General features: G+C 62.3%; 12 protein-coding genes and 2 pseudogenes. 7 read left to right on the forward strand and 7 right to left on the reverse strand.

Annotated features, from left to right (window positions below):
- Positions 1 to 33 precede the first annotated feature (33 nt).
- From BJF86_RS16090 to BJF86_RS18435, 3 genes and pseudogenes are all read left to right on the forward strand, one after another.
- Positions 34 to 2921: pseudogene (locus BJF86_RS16090) on the forward strand (vitamin B12-dependent ribonucleotide reductase).
- 236 nt (positions 2922 to 3157) lie between these two features.
- Complete coding sequence (locus BJF86_RS16095) at positions 3158 to 4462, forward strand: DNA cytosine methyltransferase (RefSeq protein ID WP_202817368.1); 1305 nt, start codon at positions 3158 to 3160, stop codon at positions 4460 to 4462.
- Complete coding sequence (locus tag BJF86_RS18435) at positions 4420 to 4989, forward strand: hypothetical protein (protein WP_202817369.1); 570 nt, start codon at positions 4420 to 4422, stop codon at positions 4987 to 4989. Before BJF86_RS16095 ends, BJF86_RS18435 begins: the two co-directional genes overlap by 43 nt.
- Here the strand turns inward: BJF86_RS18435 and BJF86_RS16100 are convergent.
- The 7 genes from BJF86_RS16100 to BJF86_RS16130 are packed head-to-tail and all read right to left on the reverse strand — an operon-like array spanning position 4986 to position 14235.
- Positions 4986 to 6245, reverse strand: a complete 1260-nt coding sequence (locus tag BJF86_RS16100) for an ATP-binding protein (RefSeq protein ID WP_075820425.1) — start codon at positions 6243 to 6245, stop codon at positions 4986 to 4988. The genes BJF86_RS18435 and BJF86_RS16100 overlap by 4 nt on opposite strands.
- Positions 6246 to 6288: 43 nt before the next feature.
- Positions 6289 to 7482, reverse strand: a complete 1194-nt coding sequence (locus BJF86_RS16105; RefSeq protein ID WP_075820427.1) for a hypothetical protein — start codon at positions 7480 to 7482, stop codon at positions 6289 to 6291.
- Positions 7479 to 8378 (reverse strand): hypothetical protein, encoded by a 900-nt coding sequence (locus tag BJF86_RS16110; RefSeq protein ID WP_075820429.1) that lies wholly within the window; start codon positions 8376 to 8378, stop codon positions 7479 to 7481. Before BJF86_RS16110 ends, BJF86_RS16105 begins: the two co-directional genes overlap by 4 nt.
- Positions 8378 to 9328, reverse strand: a complete 951-nt coding sequence (locus BJF86_RS16115) for a hypothetical protein (RefSeq protein ID WP_143553894.1) — start codon at positions 9326 to 9328, stop codon at positions 8378 to 8380. Before BJF86_RS16115 ends, BJF86_RS16110 begins: the two co-directional genes overlap by 1 nt.
- The gene (locus tag BJF86_RS19210; protein WP_237768269.1) at positions 9325 to 10560 is read right to left on the reverse strand and encodes a hypothetical protein; all 1236 of its coding nucleotides are present in this window, start codon (positions 10558 to 10560) and stop codon (positions 9325 to 9327) included. The genes BJF86_RS16115 and BJF86_RS19210 overlap by 4 nt, the downstream gene beginning before the upstream one ends.
- Positions 10557 to 11525: a PD-(D/E)XK motif protein gene (locus tag BJF86_RS16125; RefSeq protein ID WP_075820435.1), complete on the reverse strand. Its 969-nt coding sequence runs from the start codon at positions 11523 to 11525 to the stop codon at positions 10557 to 10559. Before BJF86_RS16125 ends, BJF86_RS19210 begins: the two co-directional genes overlap by 4 nt.
- On the reverse strand, positions 11515 to 14235 hold the full coding sequence (locus BJF86_RS16130; protein WP_075820437.1) for a Z1 domain-containing protein: 2721 nt from the start codon (positions 14233 to 14235) through the stop codon (positions 11515 to 11517). Before BJF86_RS16130 ends, BJF86_RS16125 begins: the two co-directional genes overlap by 11 nt.
- 375 nt (positions 14236 to 14610) lie before the next feature.
- Here BJF86_RS16130 and BJF86_RS19930 point away from each other — a divergent pair, with 375 nt between their 5' ends.
- The 4 genes and pseudogenes from BJF86_RS19930 to BJF86_RS17730 all read left to right on the forward strand — a co-directional run.
- Positions 14611 to 14808, forward strand: a complete 198-nt coding sequence (locus tag BJF86_RS19930; RefSeq protein ID WP_075820439.1) for a transposase — start codon at positions 14611 to 14613, stop codon at positions 14806 to 14808.
- Positions 14809 to 14928: 120 nt separating this feature from the next.
- Entirely contained in the window at positions 14929 to 15054 is a 126-nt protein-coding gene (locus BJF86_RS19215) for a transposase (RefSeq protein ID WP_237768270.1), read from the forward strand.
- Between the two features lie 255 nt (positions 15055 to 15309).
- Positions 15310 to 16317 carry a hypothetical protein gene (locus BJF86_RS17725; protein WP_158068444.1) on the forward strand — a complete coding sequence of 336 codons (1008 nt, stop codon included), beginning with the start codon at positions 15310 to 15312 and terminating at the stop codon, positions 16315 to 16317.
- Positions 16318 to 16876: 559 nt separating this feature from the next.
- Positions 16877 to 17022, forward strand: a pseudogene (locus tag BJF86_RS17730) (IS256 family transposase); the annotation flags it as partial.

A 17022-nucleotide genomic window follows, 5' to 3' on the forward strand; every position in this document is an offset into this window, starting at 1 on the left:
ACGCACGCACATCCCCACCAAGGAGAGCTAGTCATGACCGAGACCACCGGGTCGAAGACGCGCACGCGCCGCAACGGCAAGGGCCTGACGATCGAGCGCATCTTCACCACGCCTGGCGTGCACCCCTACGACCAGGTCACCTGGGAGAGCCGGGACGTCGTCCAGACCAACTGGAAGACCGGCGACACGATCTTCGAGCAGCGCGGCGTGGAGTTCCCGGACTTCTGGTCGGCCAACGCCTCGACCATCGTCACGACGAAGTACTTCCGCGGCGCCGTCGGCACCGACGCGCGCGAGACCGGCCTCAAGCAGCTCGTCGACCGCGTCGTCCTCACCTACGTCAAGGCGGGCAAGGAGCACGGCTACTTCGCGACCGAGGAGGACGCGGAGATCTTCGAGCACGAGCTGACGTATGCCCTGGTGCACCAGATCTTCTCCTTCAACTCTCCCGTGTGGTTCAACGTCGGCACCCAGAGCCCGCAGCAGGTCAGCGCCTGCTTCATCCTCTCGGTGGACGACTCGATGGACTCGATCCTCAACTGGTACAAGGAGGAGGGCTTCATCTTTAAGGGCGGCTCGGGCGCCGGCCTCAACCTCTCCCGCATCCGCTCCTCCAAGGAGCTGCTCTCCTCCGGCGGCACCGCCTCCGGCCCGGTCTCCTTCATGCGCGGCGCCGACGCCTCCGCGGGCACCATCAAGTCCGGTGGCGCCACCCGCCGCGCGGCCAAGATGGTCGTCCTCGACGTCGACCACCCCGACATCGAGGAGTTCATCGACACCAAGGCACGCGAGGAGGACAAGATCCGCGCGCTGCGCGACGCCGGCTTCGACATGGACCTCGGCGGCAACGACATCGTGTCGGTGCAGTACCAGAACGCCAACAACTCCGTCCGCGTCTCCGACGACTTCATGCGCGCCGTCGAGGAGGAGACCGACTTCGGCCTCACCTCCCGCAAGGACGGCTCGGTCGTCACCACCGTCGACGCCAAGCACCTCTTCACCAAGATGGCGCAGGCCGCGTGGGAGTGCGCCGACCCGGGCATCCAGTACGACGGCACCATCAACGACTGGCACACCAACCCCGAGACCGGCCGCATCACCGCGTCCAACCCGTGTTCGGAATACATGTCGCTGGACAACTCCAGCTGCAACCTTGCCTCGCTCAACCTGCTGAAGTTCCTGCGCGATGACGACACCTTCGACGTGGAGACCTACCAGAAGGTCGCCGAGCTGGTCATCACCGCGATGGACATCTCCATCTGCTTCGCGGACTTCCCGACCGACCCGATCGGCGAGACCACCCGCAACTACCGGCAGCTGGGCATCGGCTACGCCAACCTCGGCGCGCTGCTCATGGCGACCGGTCACGGCTACGACTCCGAGGGTGGCCGCGCGCTCGCCGCGTCCTTGACCTCGCTGCTCACCGGCGCGGCCTACAAGCGCTCCGCCGAGCTCGCCGGCGTCGTCGGCCCCTACAACGGGTATGCCCGCAACGCCGACGCGCACAAGCGCGTCATGCGCAAGCACCAGGCGGCGAACGACGAGATCCGCACGCTGCACGCGATGGACTCCGCGGTCCACAAGGCCGCGACCAAGGCCTGGGATGCCGTCGTCAAGACGGGGGAGAAGAACGGCTACCGCAACGCGCAGGCCTCCGTGCTCGCGCCGACCGGCACCATCGGCTTCATGATGGACTGCGACACCACCGGCATCGAGCCCGACTTCTCGCTGGTGAAGTTCAAGAAGCTCGTCGGCGGCGGGTCGATGCAGATCGTCAACCAGACCATCCCGCGGGCGCTCAACCGCCTGGGGTATGCCGACGAGACCATCGAGGCGATCGTCGAGTTCATCGCCGAGAACGGCCACGTCATCGACGCCCCCGGCCTTAAGCCCGAGCACTACGAGGTCTTCGACTGCGCGATGGCGCCCGGGCGATCCGTCCGATGGGCCACGTGCGGATGATGGCCGCGGTGCAGCCGTTCCTGTCCGGCGCAATCTCCAAGACGGTCAACCTGCCGGAGTCGGCCACCGTCGAGGACATCGCCGAGGTCTACCTCCAGGGCTGGAAGATGGGTCTCAAGGCGCTGGCCGTCTACCGCGACAACTGCAAGGTCGGCCAGCCGCTGTCCGACGGCAAGGCGGACAAGGAGAAGAAGGCCGACGAGGTCGAGGCACCCGTCGAGAAGGTCGTCGAGTACCGCCCAGTCCGCAAGCGGCTCCCCAAGCGCCGGTCGAGCCAGACCACGAGCTTTGCCGTGGGCGGCGCAGAGGGCTACCTCACTGCCGGCACCTACGAGAGCGGTGACCTGGGCGAGCTGTTCCTCAAGTTCGGCAAGCAGGGCTCGACCCTCGCCGGTGTCATGGACGCCTTCTCCATCGCCGTGTCGATCGGCCTGCAGTACGGCGTGCCCCTGGAGACCTTCGTCGAGAAGTTCACCAACCTGCGCTTCGAGCCGGCCGGTATGACGGACGACCCGGACGTGCGCATGGCGCAGTCGATCATGGATTACGTCTTCCGCCGCCTGGCGCTGGACTACCTGGACTTCGAGACCCGCTCGTTCATGGGCATTCACACCGCCGAGGAGCGGGCCCGCCAGCTGGAGACCGGGTCGTATGCCCCGCTCGAGTCCTCCAGCGACGACGAGGACTACGAGGACGAGTTGGAGAACTACAGCCAGAGCGCGGCCACCACTCCGGCCAAGAAGGCGGAGAAGAAGGAGGAGATCGCCGACCAGTCCGGTGCCGGCGCCGCTGACGCCCGCAAGGCTGACGCGGAGATCCACTCCTCTGCCGAGCTGCTCGAGCAGTTCCAGGGCAAGGTCGCCGATGCGCCCATCTGCATGACCTGCGGGACGAAGATGCGCCCGGCTGGCTCGTGCTACGTCTGCGAGGGCTGCGGAAGCACCAGCGGCTGTAGCTGATCACAGTACCGACCCTGAGCGAGTCCGGTCACTGACCAGCCTTAGGGTTGTGAGGCCGCCCCGTACGTCTCCGAGCCGGAGCGAGTCCCGGCTCGGAGATCTCGGGCATTGGAGGACTGACGAGAGAGAAGCCATTGAGTAAGGGCGCTTACGGGGTCAAACTGGTCCGAGGTCCGTTTGTGGAGTTGGCACCCCATCCCCAGCATTGCGAGACCAAAGGCGAGCTGAGGCAGCTCGTGGCTGACCTCCGAGCTGCTGACCCGCAGGTTGTACTGGCGGCAGATCTGTTCGCTGGAGCAGGTGGACTCAGCCTCGGGTTGGAGCAAGCCGGGATGAAGGTGGTCCTCAGCGCCGATCACTACAAGGACGCGGTCCAGACCCACGTGCACCACTTCGCGGGGATGTCGGTGGACTGGGACCTGAGTGACGTGCAGCGCGTCGAGGAGACCGCAGCCCTTATGAGGGAGCTGGATATCGATGTCCTAGCCGGTGGACCACCGTGTCAGCCCTTTTCCAAGGCAGGCCGCTCGGGAATTCGTTATCGAGTCGAGCACGGGCTACGAGATCCTCACGATGAACGAAGGGATTTGTGGAGGGCTTTCCTCGAGATAGCCCGCCTGGCGAAGCCTCGTGCGGTCATCATGGAGAACGTGCCAGACATGGCCTTGGACCGTGAAATGTTCATCCTGCGAGCCATGGTGGGGGAGCTGGAGAGCCTCGGATACGCCGTGGAGGAGCGCGTCGTCGAGACGCGTCGATACGGCGTTCCGCAATTCCGACAGCGCCTCATCATGGTGGCATTACGGGATGGCCTCGCCTTCGACTGGCCTGAGGAAGTCGGACGTCGGACGTCGGTGTGGGAGGCCATAGGAGACCTTCCTCCAGTTGAAGGTGGTTTTCGTCCGGCTGGGGGGGCTGAGGGCTACCTTGACTACGCTGAGCCAAGGACCACTTTCCAGCGGGAGATGCGAAGACTGGTTCCCGGAAACGAGGTCCACCGAGTCTACGACCACATAACTAGACCAGTCCGTGAGGACGACGCGAAAGCGTTTGCCAACATGGACTCCAAAACGCGGTACTCGGATCTTGCGCCTGAGCACCGGCGCTACCGAGACGACATCTTTGACGACAAATACAAGCGGCTGGACGAGAACGACCTATCACGGACGATCACGGCTCACATAGCCAAGGATGGGTACTGGTACATCCATCCTCGCCAACATCGAACACTGACGGTGCGGGAAGCTGCTAGGTTGCAGACCTTCCCAGATCACTTTCGGTTCAACGGTCCACCCAGCGCTGCCTTCAAACAGATCGGCAATGCAGTGCGCCGAAACTCGGTGAGGCATTGGGAGAGGCTGTCACGTCGGCGCTGTTCCATGCTCAGGATGCACGATGGACCTCCGGCGGGATCGCCCAGCGTCTCGCCGAATGGTACGGTTCGCGGCGTCAATACCGACTGCCGTGGCTGGCGTCCGGGTCGGTGTGGAACGCCTACTTGGGCGAGTCCCTGCTGGAACGCGCAGACGCGAACAAGATAAATGCGACGTGGCCCTTCGTTGCCCATTTAAAGAGTGCCAGCGATATTGTAGACGCGAGCGCGTTGTTGCAAGGATTGGGCGACCTCATCGGTCGGCGGGCTCGGGTGGACATTCTCCTTCAAGATGCGGTAAAGGCCATCGACCTCGGTGGCGATGACCCCGATGGCTGGCTTCTGGGAAGTCCGAGTCTGGGCCCGACGATGAGGGACGTGTTGGAACTGGTGGCGCACAGGGACGACCACGGTCTGGATGCTGAACCCGTCTTGACCACCAAAGGCGTCCTGAGGCCTGCCGGCCGATACTGGGGATCGGACGTCGAGAAAAGGAACAGCAGGACCGATGGCCGTCTAGCCGTTGCCCGCATGATCGGCTCCGACGTGAACTCGCGGGACGCGCACCTCGCCCTAATCGAAATCGCCCAAGGTATATGTCGGCCGAAACGCCCAGCCTGTGGCGTCTGCCCGCTCAAGGAGGACTGCATGGAGGCGGTCGACATCTTTGCGTGCCCAAGTGATGTGCTCTTCTAGAAATCGAGTCCCATCGCTTGGGCGAGTTGCGGGTTGTCGCGACGAAGCTTGGCGAAGATGCGGTCCAATGCCTCCTTCTCGCCTGCGGCGAGAGCAGCCACTCGTAAAGCCAGCAAACTCTCGCGGTCGATTCCTGCGGGAGCGCCGGTTCCTGGCTCTGCGGTACGCATTCTGTTCGCACGTCGGTACTCGTGTCCTGCCGCCTGTGCTAGCTCGGTCAAGGCGGGTGTGATCGGTTGCTTGACGTTGCCAGGTAGTGACACCCGCATCTTCGCGACATTCGTGTTAAACAGCACGTCCAGATCGGTGTCAAACCGCAACGCTGCACGCGCGAGCTTGGTGTGTTCGTCAAGTGCTCGGGTGCCGGCCCAGCCGCCCCACTGAACGAGTCGATTGGCCCTATAGATGTAGAGCCCTTGCTGCCGGTTCCACTTGAGCGGGCCGGACATGCGCTCGAATTCTCCGAGGCTTGAGAACTGCTCCCGTGATGGCAGGATATAGCGGTCCAGATGAACGGTACCGACGTGCCCGTCTGGCGTCTCCGCCTCGAAGGTCATGGGCGTGAGCTCTCTAGTGCGCTTTTCGCTTTGGGCGTAGGGGTCCCAAGGGTCAAGACGTCGCCCGTTGACCTCAAGTCTCAACCGCTTCGGATCAATCAGGAATCGGTGGAACACCATGCTCAGATGCTCTGCCGTCCTGTCGGCCAACGACTGGAGTCGCCGGCGCGCCCAGCCGCCTTCGGGGTTCCGCTCCGGCAGCGCTCGGTCAAGGCGTTCCCAAATGACACACGTGCTCCGGCCCTTCTCAAGTTTTCGCTTCGCGCGCGACACAGGGGTTGTGGCCCCAGGATCAACGATGAGCCATTCGTCCCACTCTGCGATGAGGTCGAGGTCCAGAGTGCGTGCGGTGACAACACCGGCAGCGCTTCGCGTAACGACTGTCACAGCGCGTGCATGAGATAGGGAAGCAGTCTTGAGCCCTAGCCCGTAGCGACCTAGGTCGCCCTGCGCGTAGTCTCGTCTGCTGCCGAACCGAAGAGCCTCCTGTACACCGTTGGCGGACATGCCACCACCATTGTCGGCGATGGTGACGTAGCTCTCCTCTCCGTCGAACACGATCTCGACATCGACTTGCGACGCGCCTGCGGCGATACTGTTGTCGACCAGGTCCGCGATGGCCGAGTGAAAGTCGTACCCGACGTCGCGAAGCGAGGAGGTGAGTCTCGCAGCCGATGGGGGCACTGCGTACGAGGTCATGCGGACGTGCCCGTTCTGTTGCCGATGAAATTGCGGGGGCGCATCAGGATACCCCCAACCGTTGCTCGGCCCGCTCGAGCAGGGCCGCTGTGAACAACCCGCGGAAACGGGCGTCGAGCACGAGTGCCTCAACCGACAGCTCTGAGTGTCCGGCTTCCCAGAGGGCCACGAACAGGTCCATGGATGTGCTCGCCAGGGCTTGCCGAGCTGCCTCAAAACCTCCCATGGTGGCGACGCGCCTTGCCAGTTCCCGTGGTCGGGTGCCCAGCGCCTGCTCGATTTGCCTGCACAGCTGCACCATCTCTCGGTGGAACACGCTTACGAGGTCTGATGACTCTTGTGCCGCGACCTTCTGGACCATCACGGTGCTCTCAGCAGCCGGCGGGTCTTTGTGCTCGACTCGATGAGATCCGTGGCTCCAGAGGGGCGGCGTGGCGTGCGTAGCGGAACTCCTCGGCCACGAACTAGTCAGCAACGCCTTGGATGAAGGTGGGTTGTCCGGCTTCCGTGTGAGCAGGTCTTTCATCCCGAGTAACTCTCTGATTTCGAAGTCAGGGATGACGTCCAAGAGGTAGGCGCCCGTGAGCGCGATGGCCCGCTTGGCGAGCTGACGGGTGTAATTGGCGCGATCCGAGGCGCTGCTGGACAGCACATGCTCCGCCAACAGCCGCAGTAGTCGGGGGTTCATCGCGAGCGTCGGGCGCTCAAAAAGGGCGGTCATCTCGTCTTCCCCCAGAGGGCGGCTGCTGGCCAACTGCAGGTCGCCGACGATCGTGAAGCGGAACCACGCCCGTCTGAGTGCGTTCCGATGCTGCCTACCCAGGACTCGATCTACGTGCAGACCGGGGAATCTTGCGTAGACGACGTCGGGGAAGACGACCGTCGACAGAAAGCTCCAGGTCTCCTTGTGCCCAGCGTCGGCCGGCATGATCTGCAATGAGTCGCAGAGCGTCTTCCCCAAGGCGAGATCAAAAGCCGCGTTGTCGGTGGGACGCAGGCTGGTGTTCTGTCGTGAGAGCCAAGGCTCTATCGCTGCCACAACGGCAGAGCGGACGCTCTTGATCCTGTCCTCGTTCGCAATCGGTGCACCAGTCGGAACTGGTGTCGCATCGTGATGGCTGTAGCCCACCAAAGGGGTGAAGTCCACGCTGGGCTGCTCGGCGAGACGGAGCATCTGCTGGTGGATTACCAGCGCCGGACCATCGCACAATCTCGGATAGGCGTAGAGTTCGCTCACCGGATCTCCCGAAACAAGCGGCTGCGGTCCTGCAGGATGCGTTCGAAAGCAGGTCGGTCGGTCTCCATTAGCCCTGATATCTCCGTGAACGGACGGTCGAAGAATGTGTAGCCGAGGTTCTCTAGAGTCTCGCCGAAGGAGCCTTCTGACCACGTTAACCGGTCTACGAAGATGTCCTTCATGGAGTGTGCTTCCTCAAAGATCTGGCGGATCACATCAGTCTCCAGCGCCGACACGAGGAGAGGGCCGGAGATCTCATGTCGATCTATTAGTGCGCTGCTCGCTGGGTGGTCGGTGTTGATGAAGAGACGGACCACCGACGTGAAGGGTTCGTCAGGCTCTGACGCGTCGACTCGCAAGGTCCAGAGCGCAGCCTCGAGGCCCAGTGATGCAAAGCTGACCGCCTCGGTTGGGAATCGCGCACCGGACCCTTCGAGTGAGACAGTGGTGGGAGAAAGAGTCGCGAGCCTCGCGCCAAAACGCGTGGCGACGCGGTCACCCGAGGAAAGCATGTTCTCGACTAGAACGATATGAGCCCGCAGTTTCAGATCCCCGGCCAGCTCGGACGGTGGGGGCGAGACCTGCACTAGCTTCTCGCTGGTCCCAGCAAGCGTGGCGAGATTTTGTTGCGCCAAGAAGCGCCGTCCCGTAGAGAGGCACTCGGCCGTAACGACGACGTCGCACACTCGGAGAGCGGGGAGTCCAGTCGACGTGAGGAAGTGGGCCTCATCGATAGCTGGCTGCAGCTGGAAAGTGATCGGCGTTGAGTAGTCCCAATTCGTCACCAACTCATCAGCAGGCTTCCGGCTCAGCTCGCCAACCTGGACCCACCACCTCCCCCAGTCGACGGATGACGGCGCGGCAGTTCGGTGAGGGAGAATCTGAATCGAGGCCATCAGTTGGCCGCCTCCGCGTCGAACCTGAGGTCGAGCGTGGTGTCCCGGTAGGTCTTTACGCGGACTGTGGCCGTGCGTCCCGCCGCAATGACGTGCCGTGCGCCGTCCATGGGCCTCGGGTCGGTTCCCCAACCGACGACAGACACGAGGTCATCGTCATTGAGCCGACCCGCCTCCGTAAGCGCGGCGGCGTAGGCAGTCACCTCGATGGGGACGGTCGCGTCGCGGATTTCTACCGTGAACACGTCGGTCCGATAGCCGTATTCGTCGACCCGTCCAAAGCGTATGTCAGTGACCTCTACCTGAGGCTTCTTCGCCCGCGTTTCCTGGCTCTTCCGCCGAGGCGATGACTTGGGCGTCGGCTTGGATCCGGGCACGGAGCCGATCAGTTTCGACAGGGCGTCCGCCAAGACAGCGACTGAGCGAGCGTCCTTGGTCTCCGCTCCCCTCTCCGGCGCAAGCGTCAGATGCTTGGTGACCTGGTCACGCATCCGGGTGATGGCTACGTTGACGCGAGACCGCGTTGTGCGGTTGTCGATGGACTGAGGCACCCAGTCATCGTGCGCGGGCGGCTCGGCGAGGGCGAAATTGTCGTCCTGCTCGGCCTCTGGCTTGAAGACGGCCGCCCAGTGAATAAGCCGGTTGTCGATAGGGGTCCTGGCGTCGTACCTCACGACCAGTTCCGCGTCATGGCGCATCCACGCGACATGGGCTGACGGCCCCGAGACGGGCACGGTGTCGACCGGGTAGTCGTCCCCCTCCAGCAGTCGTGGAAATCGGGTGATGGCCAAATGTCCTAGCAGCTCCACGGGGCGCTTGATCTCAATGGGAAAAACCTGGGTGTCGAATCTGGGCGTGTACGTGGTACCGGTCTGGGTGGCGCGGACCAGTTGCAGTGCGTCTGAGAAGCCGCCGAGGATTGGGTGCTCAGCGACATCGGGCAGCGTCACCTCGACACCCTCGTGCAGCACTTGGATGGACATGGGCTGTGCACCGCTGGGCGTGGGGAGTAGCTTGGGCCATAGATTCCACAGAACGCCCTGACGCAAACGCTCGACGCCTCACCGGAGGTCTCCCCGCCAAGATCTGGGTTGATGATCATGAGGCTGGTGCCTGTCTCGTGGTCGGTGAACGAGGCGTCGAACACCCCTTCGGCCATTGCACGTGCGTCGTTACCAGTCCACGGCTCGACACGGGCGCCGTCCTCACAGACCGTTCCCCACCAGTGCCTTCCGGTATGCCGCTTGCCGTTCGCGTTGAAGTTGTCTCCGAAGGCGGACCCGATCAGACGGTCCTCGACTTCGTCGCCCTCCATGCTTCGGGACCAGAAGAGAACCGTGCCGACGCGGCTGCAGCGGTAGGTGATGGTCTTCCCGAAGCCGTACGTGCCACCGCTCAGATGAACTTCGCGAGGTGCACCGATGTTCATGATCAGGTCGATGAAATTGCTCGGCATACCTTCGGGGATCTCGAGATCGTTGCGAATCGGACCGCCAAGGCCCTTCGTTCCCCTATCAGAAATCTCGAGGACGCGGACCGAAGAGGAGGCGAGAGCCTCGCGCAGCCCCAGTCCCGTAGCCTGACCGGTGAAGATTCGGTCGGCGAGGACTTGGCGTTCGCGCTCGGACAAGGTGCGGAGATGGAGCGCGAATGTGACTGACTGGGAGCCGGTCCGCGCATCCCAGCTGTTTTGAGCCGTCTCGCGCACGAGGACTGTGGAGAGCGGGACATGCGGTGTTCCGAGCAGGCGACGAGCACCCGTGCCGTCAATGTCTCCCGGGCCAAAGACCTTCGGGTACCACGCTAGGCCACCCGAGCCCGGAAGTTCTGCCACAGGTTTCGAGCGGCGAGTCAGATTTGTGGCCGCGGGTGCGGATGGGGTCGCGCCCCCCCGAGGAGGGGAAGATCTCGCCACCACAGGAGGGGTTCCCTCCTTGTCAACGTTGTTTTTAGGCGGCTCCGGTCTAGCGGCACTCTGCGAGGCTACTTCGCGGGCAGCCTCTTCGAAGTCATAACCTTCGTCGAGCAGCGCACGGGCGTAGTGCCAGTCCTCTCCCGTCGGGACCGTTCCGACAGACCTCATCCATGCAGCTAGAACGGTATTAGGAGCAAGGTGTGTCGCGGTGAAATACCCTCGGACAGGCGAGACTGCGCGGTCGAGTTCTTCCTCGCTCCACGTCATGTCCAGGCCCTCCAAAGGCTCTCGATGGTGTCATCGGTGAGCTCAAACTCGCGCGCCGCCTCGAGATGGACCAAGAACTGCACGCTGGATATTCCTGCTAGGTGATGTTTAGGAATGTCCCTCCTGCGCAGTCCTGGGAACCCAGACTCGATCTTGAAGACTCGTAGACCGAGGAGATCGTAGCGCGCCTCGCTCGGCAGGCCTTTTTCGAAGAGGTAGCCGGCTGCCCCGACCCTCTCGATAAGTTCGGTCCGAGGGAAGCCGCTGGCGAGCAATTCCCGGATTCTGTCGTCCAGGCTGAGACCTCGGTCGCCGGGACGGCAATGTGCCACCACGAGATGGAGGACCTCATGTTCTGCACTGTCCAATTGGTCGAGCCCGTGGATGGCGACCGTCGCGCCCTCACGTGTCGCAGTCCCTTTGACCTCGAGCAGCGAGGAGCCGTTCACGAAATCGTGGATGGACTTTAAGGGCCCCTTCCATCGATCCAAGGCGGCTCGGGGGTCTCCCCAAGTACCCATCACGCGCAGCACCTCGAGCTCTCCGTGGAGCCCGACGATTTGTGCTTCCGACAGACTGCTGCTCTGACGTAGCAAGGAACGCCAGTCGTCCAAGGCTGAGCGGCACGCCTCCACTGGGCTCATGCCCTTGTCCGTGACGCGCCGAGAGACATCGGCCACCATGTGATCGAAGACCAAGTCGAGGGAAGGATCGACACACACGAGGTCAATGTGGTCGATGTCGCCGTGCTCCTGATTCTGAGGGCGCAGATGTACGCCTCTGCTCCGTAGATCGGCATCGGCGGTTTCATGCGGCCGCCGTGTTGCCCGGAGTCGCTTCATTCCGGCACCGTCGAGGACTGCGGTCAGGCCTGGGACACCAAAGTCTCGGGTAAGCACGCGACGGTACTTCTCATCGGCGGCCAACGTCAGGAGAACGTAAGCCTCCTCAATCTCAGAGGACATGTGTCAATCCCTCGATGTCCTCAGCAGTGATCTCGCGCGATCCCTCGGTGTCGATGGGAGTCTCGTCCTCCACCTCGTCCGTCGACGCCTCCCAATCGGGACGAACCGAGTAGTAGTTCCCCTCCATGGCAAGCTCGCCGTGGTCCACGGTGGGGAAGATGAGGCCAAGCCCCACGAGCGGCACCTCGGCCTGCATTGGTCGACGGGAGCGCTGCTGCCTCTCGCGAATGGGGCGTGAGTGCGGGCTGACAGCATAAACGATTAGCAGACCATTACCATCCCCATGCGTTCGGCGGATCTCCTGCCATCCCTCTTGCTTACTGGGCCGTTCCAGATCACCCAGCACCTCTGGGTCCAAGTCTGCCACCCAGTCCGGCTGGGAGAGAAGCGACTTGATGTTGGCCGTACCCGGTCCCGGGTTACGTAGTGGAGAGCGATTTACCATGGGCACCTCGGATTCGAGGCCTAGGTCGATGCTGCCGAGCTCGAGCGGTTCTCCGTCCGCGGGTGTGAGGCGTCGTGAGGAGCCCAAAACGACGACGTTCCAAGGCACTTGAGGTGCACTCTTGCGGATCCAACCCATGATGTGATCACGGCGGAGGCCTGGCTGGTCGCTGTGGAAGTGGTAGCGCGCCAAGAACTTGAGAAGGCTTTCTGTTGGAAGGTCGTGGAATTGCGTCCGGGTGGGCTCCATAATGCCGGACCGAGCTAGAGTGAGGCACTCTTGGACGAGGTCACGGGTGGCCCGGATGTTGCCGGCGAGGACTTCCGGACTGCCCTCGGCGAGCACGATGGTCTGGTGCCGTTGACCGCTGTAGGACAGACGGACCAGCTCGGCGTGCGCCATCTTGTTCCTGCTGGTGATTTCCAGATGGCCAGGATGGGCGCGTACCTGTACGCCGAACTGCTTGGGTGTGAGTCGCAGTGAAACAAGGCGACGCATGTCACGCCGGATCTCCTCCTCGACCAGTGCTAGGAACCTGAAGTCGTCGAGGAGGGCATCGGGCATCCAGACCCGCGGTAGGTCCTCGTATCCGGGCCGGTGGCCGAACCATCGACCCATCTGCAGCAGCGTGTCATACGTGCGCGCCGTACGAACGAAGTAGGAGACGACCAAACCCTCGAGCGTCAGGCCTCGGGACAGCGTGTTGCCGCCAATTGCGATGACCCATTCGGAAAGTTCCCGTCCGGCCTCATCGCGCCTGTTATAGTCCAGTCTATCCGTGGATGAGCCGTTATCAGCAACGACGCGAACGCGCTGAAGGACCATAGGAATATGATGGACAATTTCATCCCACCGCGGGGGTGCGAACTGCGAAACCTCCGGAACCCGCTCGGCTTCTGTACAGTACTGCTCCAGCCAGAGAGATGCCTCCTTTGGAAAGTCGGCTGCTAGGTCATGTAGATACTCTTCAATCTGACCCCTGAGGGCGAAATGGGATGCGATGTAGGCTGAAGTGTGCACCAGCATGCTGCTGTGTTGTTCGGTCTGTCCTCGGGCTTGTCGTACTGCCGTCGCCATGACAAACCAGCGGATCGCAGCCTGGAGCGATGGGGGGATCTCCGGATCGAAAGTGGCACGTTGAGAGGGCGAAGAGGGGGGTGTGAGAGCGTCTGCTTCCTCAGGGGGGATCGAACGCGTCATGTCGAGTCCGTCATCCGGCTCATCTGCATCCCCTAGGGATGTACGCCCGAAAACTCGCTCTGCACCGAAGTACTCCCCCGATCGCGGTAGATCAACGATGAAGTCGGAGGGGTAGAGCTCGTCGTCGTCGTCAGGGTCCATAAAGATGTTCGCGAACGGAGTCGCCGTGTAACCGATGTACGTCCCGTTCTCGACCTCTGACCAAATGTCTCTGATCAGCTTGTTGATGGCGGACCGTTCCTGCTTGGCACGCGCCGTGTTCGGAGTTGCTTGGTCAGCCTCGTCATCGAGGATGAGAATGGGCGAGAGTGCTAAGACGTCGTCGTCGATGGAAGCGAGCCATTTGTGAAGTCGACGCAGACGTGCGGGGTTCTTCTTCACCACGGCGACCGAGAGCCCGCGCCCAGCCATGAGCGCCTCACCGGTGATGCCGGAGCCGAAGTCATTCTCCGTGTCTGTCAACCGGAACCAGCGCTTTTCAGTGTTGAGATCTCTATCGATGCGGCTCTGCGTTTGTCGTCGCAGATTGTTGTGCATGCCCGACAGGACGATGAATGTCCGATAGCCAGCATCTGCAGCCTTGGCCATCACGGCAGTGTAATTGGCGGTCTTCCCCGATTGCACGTAACCGAGAACTAATCCCTTCTTCTTGGCCCCTCGAAGTATCGGTTCGGCGCAGTGAGAGACGACTTTGGTTGATGCATCGTCGATAACCTGGACCGCGTCCCCAAGACTTCCCGACTGAAGGCGTCTCTTTAACGCCGGCCAGTACTTGTCGTTGGGGCCGGGGCCGAGGTACCAAGCTCGCTCTCGGTAGTCTTGAGACATTGCCCGACGCTGGTCCTCCGTGTTCACGATCGGAGTCTTCCCCGCCCTCTTGATCTTCGCCGCTTCCTCGTTGATCCATCCGACAGCCTCACTCACGAGCCGCTCCGCAACTTGGTGTCCGACCATGGCCCGCAAGCCGCGGACGGCCTCTGCGCGGGCTTGCTCCAAGGTGTTGCCGCCTCCGCGTAGTGAGTTGATCAACATCGTCCGTACGAAGGCGGCTTGCTCGTCAGTCACCGGGAATCCTCGTTCATCTCGTGTCGAAGGTTCGGTTGCAATCGTCCCGTTCTCGTTCTGTAGTTAGACACCTCGGAGGGGGACACGTCCCGCAGCCTAGCTCCCAGTAATGGGCCTGCAACTTGGGTGTTCACTTGGAGGGCCAGATGTTCGGTCTTCACGGTAGCGCTAGCCTCCGACGCTCCTTCGCCGGCGGAAAGGCTGCGACGCCCTTGCGGGCGAGGGCTGCAAAGATGACATGCTTGCGGGCCCCCGCCTACGGGTCCCGTGTCGGCGGGGCCTGGGAAAACTCGAGAGCAACGCCGCGGCGGGTTCCACCCAACGTCGCAACACCTGCGGAACCTGGGTGCTTTCAGCCGCCGTCGACAGAGGCACGTGTTCCAAGGCTCGTCCCCCAGACGGTGCCGGATCAACTTCGTCCGCAACGTTCTGGCACATGCGAGAGCCGAGACCGAAAGAGTCGTCGCGGTAGTTCGGGCCATCTTCGACCTGCCCAGCCTGGCCTCCCAGGGCCGGCAGTGGGACGAGGTCTGCGACAACCTCGCCGGCCGGTATCGAGATACCGTGCGCTGATGGACGGCGCCAAGGCTGGAGTCCACGAGTGCGCGGCCCTCCGGTGCGACCTTTGGCACGAGCTCTGGTCCCTACCCCCTAGAGCGGCTTAACTAAAAGATCAAACGCCACTCCCGCATAGTGGGCATCTTCCTCAACGAGGCTGTTGTCATCCGGCTCAGCGGCGTCTTCTGCGCCGAGACCCACGACGAGTGGCAGCTCGACAAGGGCCGCGACCTCTCGGAAGCCTCCGTGTTCAAGTTCTAACCCACCAGCGATACAGGCACCGTCGCTCTCCAAAGTAGCGGACGGTGGGCCACGAGACTCACGCCGGCAGAACATGAGCGGGGCTGTCACTTCTCGACGTGAGCGATGGAGCATGGTGAGGCGCGCACAACCTGTCACGCTTGACACAGCAACGCTAAAGACGTGATCCCCGTGGGGTCCGTCGCCACCCCACACTGTCGGGGTGCGATGATACTGCATCGACTGGGAGCACTCGCCGCACCGAATAGGTTCACTATGACTGACGATCCATACGACCCGACGCTGTACCCCGCGCACCCCTCTGAGGGATTTCCGGCGGCTAGGCAGGTGTATCAGTATGGCTACTGGGACCAATGGCGGATAATCGCTGAACGGGCTCTTGAAGGGGGCGTCCTTGAGGGCTCACCGAGGCCACCACTCAACCAATATCGTGAGGGCTTTACGGTATTTGCTGTTCAAGGCATACTGGCGGCTAGGAACGATGCTCAATCAGCGATAGAAGGAGGCGGGTACGACCCTCGCGTGGAGCTTGACCGAGTCCATAGAGAGCTCGAGGCGTCGAAAGCCGATCAGGCCCGTTGGGCCGAGAGCACTGACTCGCCAAGCGAGCCGGACTTGGCTCGAGCTCGCCGACACACAACTATTCCACGATTGTTCACGGACAGAGTGGTGCACGATGTGCAAGGGCAGGAGTTTCGGCCTTCAATATTCTCTCGAGGAGACGTGGTGTTACCGAGCGGAGCTCGGCTGCTCGGATACAAGGAGCACGACCTCTGGTTCGACATTTCTGGCCCCGTCGCTTACGAGGTGGTAGCGGGGGGCCCAGACACATCCTTCGGAACCTGCATGAAAGTGACTTGGGCCGGTGTGGGAGACGTCGTGGCTGCGGTTGAGATTGGCCGGATAGGCGGGAGTCACTCCCGCTTGGCCCTAGGTGCCCCCGGCGCCAACGAACTGAGGGATGATCGCCAAGTGGAGGCGACCCTTTACGGCGGTGGCATCCCGTCCGTGGTGGACCACCCTTTCTACGGGCAATCCTTGTGGTTTTTTGACTCTAACAAGGATGTGACTTATGGGGTATATCTCGGAATCGATGAGGCTGATCTCCCGGCCGCCCTTTTCTTCGATGCAACATCCGTTGCTAGGTACTGGGAAAAGGCGTTCTATGAGGACGACGATGAAGGCGGAGATGACTACGATCAGGTATATCTCCCGTGGCCAAGGGAAGCTACAGAATTTCACTCGTCGAGCAAAGAGGCGTGACCGTTGCGGCTCGGCCGAGCTTGGCACCTGCTCTGAGTTCCGTATTGAGACGAGCTATAGAGAATCTCTTCGTGTGAGGTCGGGGACCCAGGACTACGTGGAGGCCTTGGGGATGCTGGAACGGGATGCAGTGGTACATGCGTGATGCGCATGACGCTGCCGACTTTCCAACACGTGGCGGTCGAGTCCTCACGGTGTACTTGCAGTGGAACTGGCCATGCGCCATGCGGAACTCTTGCCGCGACCGGTTTGCGCTAGTGCGCCGTTGTCTAGAAGTTTCTGCGCGGCCCAGCGAATGTCGTACTGCCACGTGTAGAAGAGGTCACCGGAAGCTCGAAGGTCTTCTTCGTGGTGCTCCCAAATCCATCTGGCCACCCCGACGACATTTGTGGGTCCCAGCTCAGCAACGGCTGAGATCACCCACGGGAGTTGAGTCCCCCATAGTGGTGTAGCGCGGTAGCCGAGGTCGTCGTCTCCGGCGTGTGCGTCAGGCGAGGACGCGGCCACCGCGTGATCCATCGAGTGAACCTCTCACAGCACCCTCGAACGGAGTCACACGATGACCGCTCCTCACATTGTCGACCCTGCCGGCCTGCTCGGTGAAGCCCTGGCGGAAGCATCGCCTGATCTGATGCGCACGCTGTTGCAGTCGATCATCAACAGTCTGCTGTCCGCGGACGCCGACGCTGTCGTCGGCGCCGAGTA

The sequence above is a fragment of the Serinicoccus sp. CNJ-927 genome (genome assembly GCF_001942435.1).
Taxonomy (GTDB): domain Bacteria; phylum Actinomycetota; class Actinomycetes; order Actinomycetales; family Dermatophilaceae; genus Ornithinicoccus; species Ornithinicoccus marinus.

Coding starts and splice junctions, on each gene's coding strand:
- BJF86_RS16100 (WP_075820425.1), bottom strand. CDS start 6,245: ATGACCTCGTACGCAGTGCCCCCATCGGCTGCGAGACTCACCTCCTCG.
- BJF86_RS16110 (WP_075820429.1), bottom strand. CDS start 8,378: ATGGCCTCGATTCAGATTCTCCCTCACCGAACTGCCGCGCCGTCATCC.
- BJF86_RS19210 (WP_237768269.1), bottom strand. CDS start 10,560: ATGACGTGGAGCGAGGAAGAACTCGACCGCGCAGTCTCGCCTGTCCGA.
- BJF86_RS16125 (WP_075820435.1), bottom strand. CDS start 11,525: ATGTCCTCTGAGATTGAGGAGGCTTACGTTCTCCTGACGTTGGCCGCC.
- BJF86_RS17725 (WP_158068444.1), top strand. CDS start 15,310: ATGACTGACGATCCATACGACCCGACGCTGTACCCCGCGCACCCCTCT.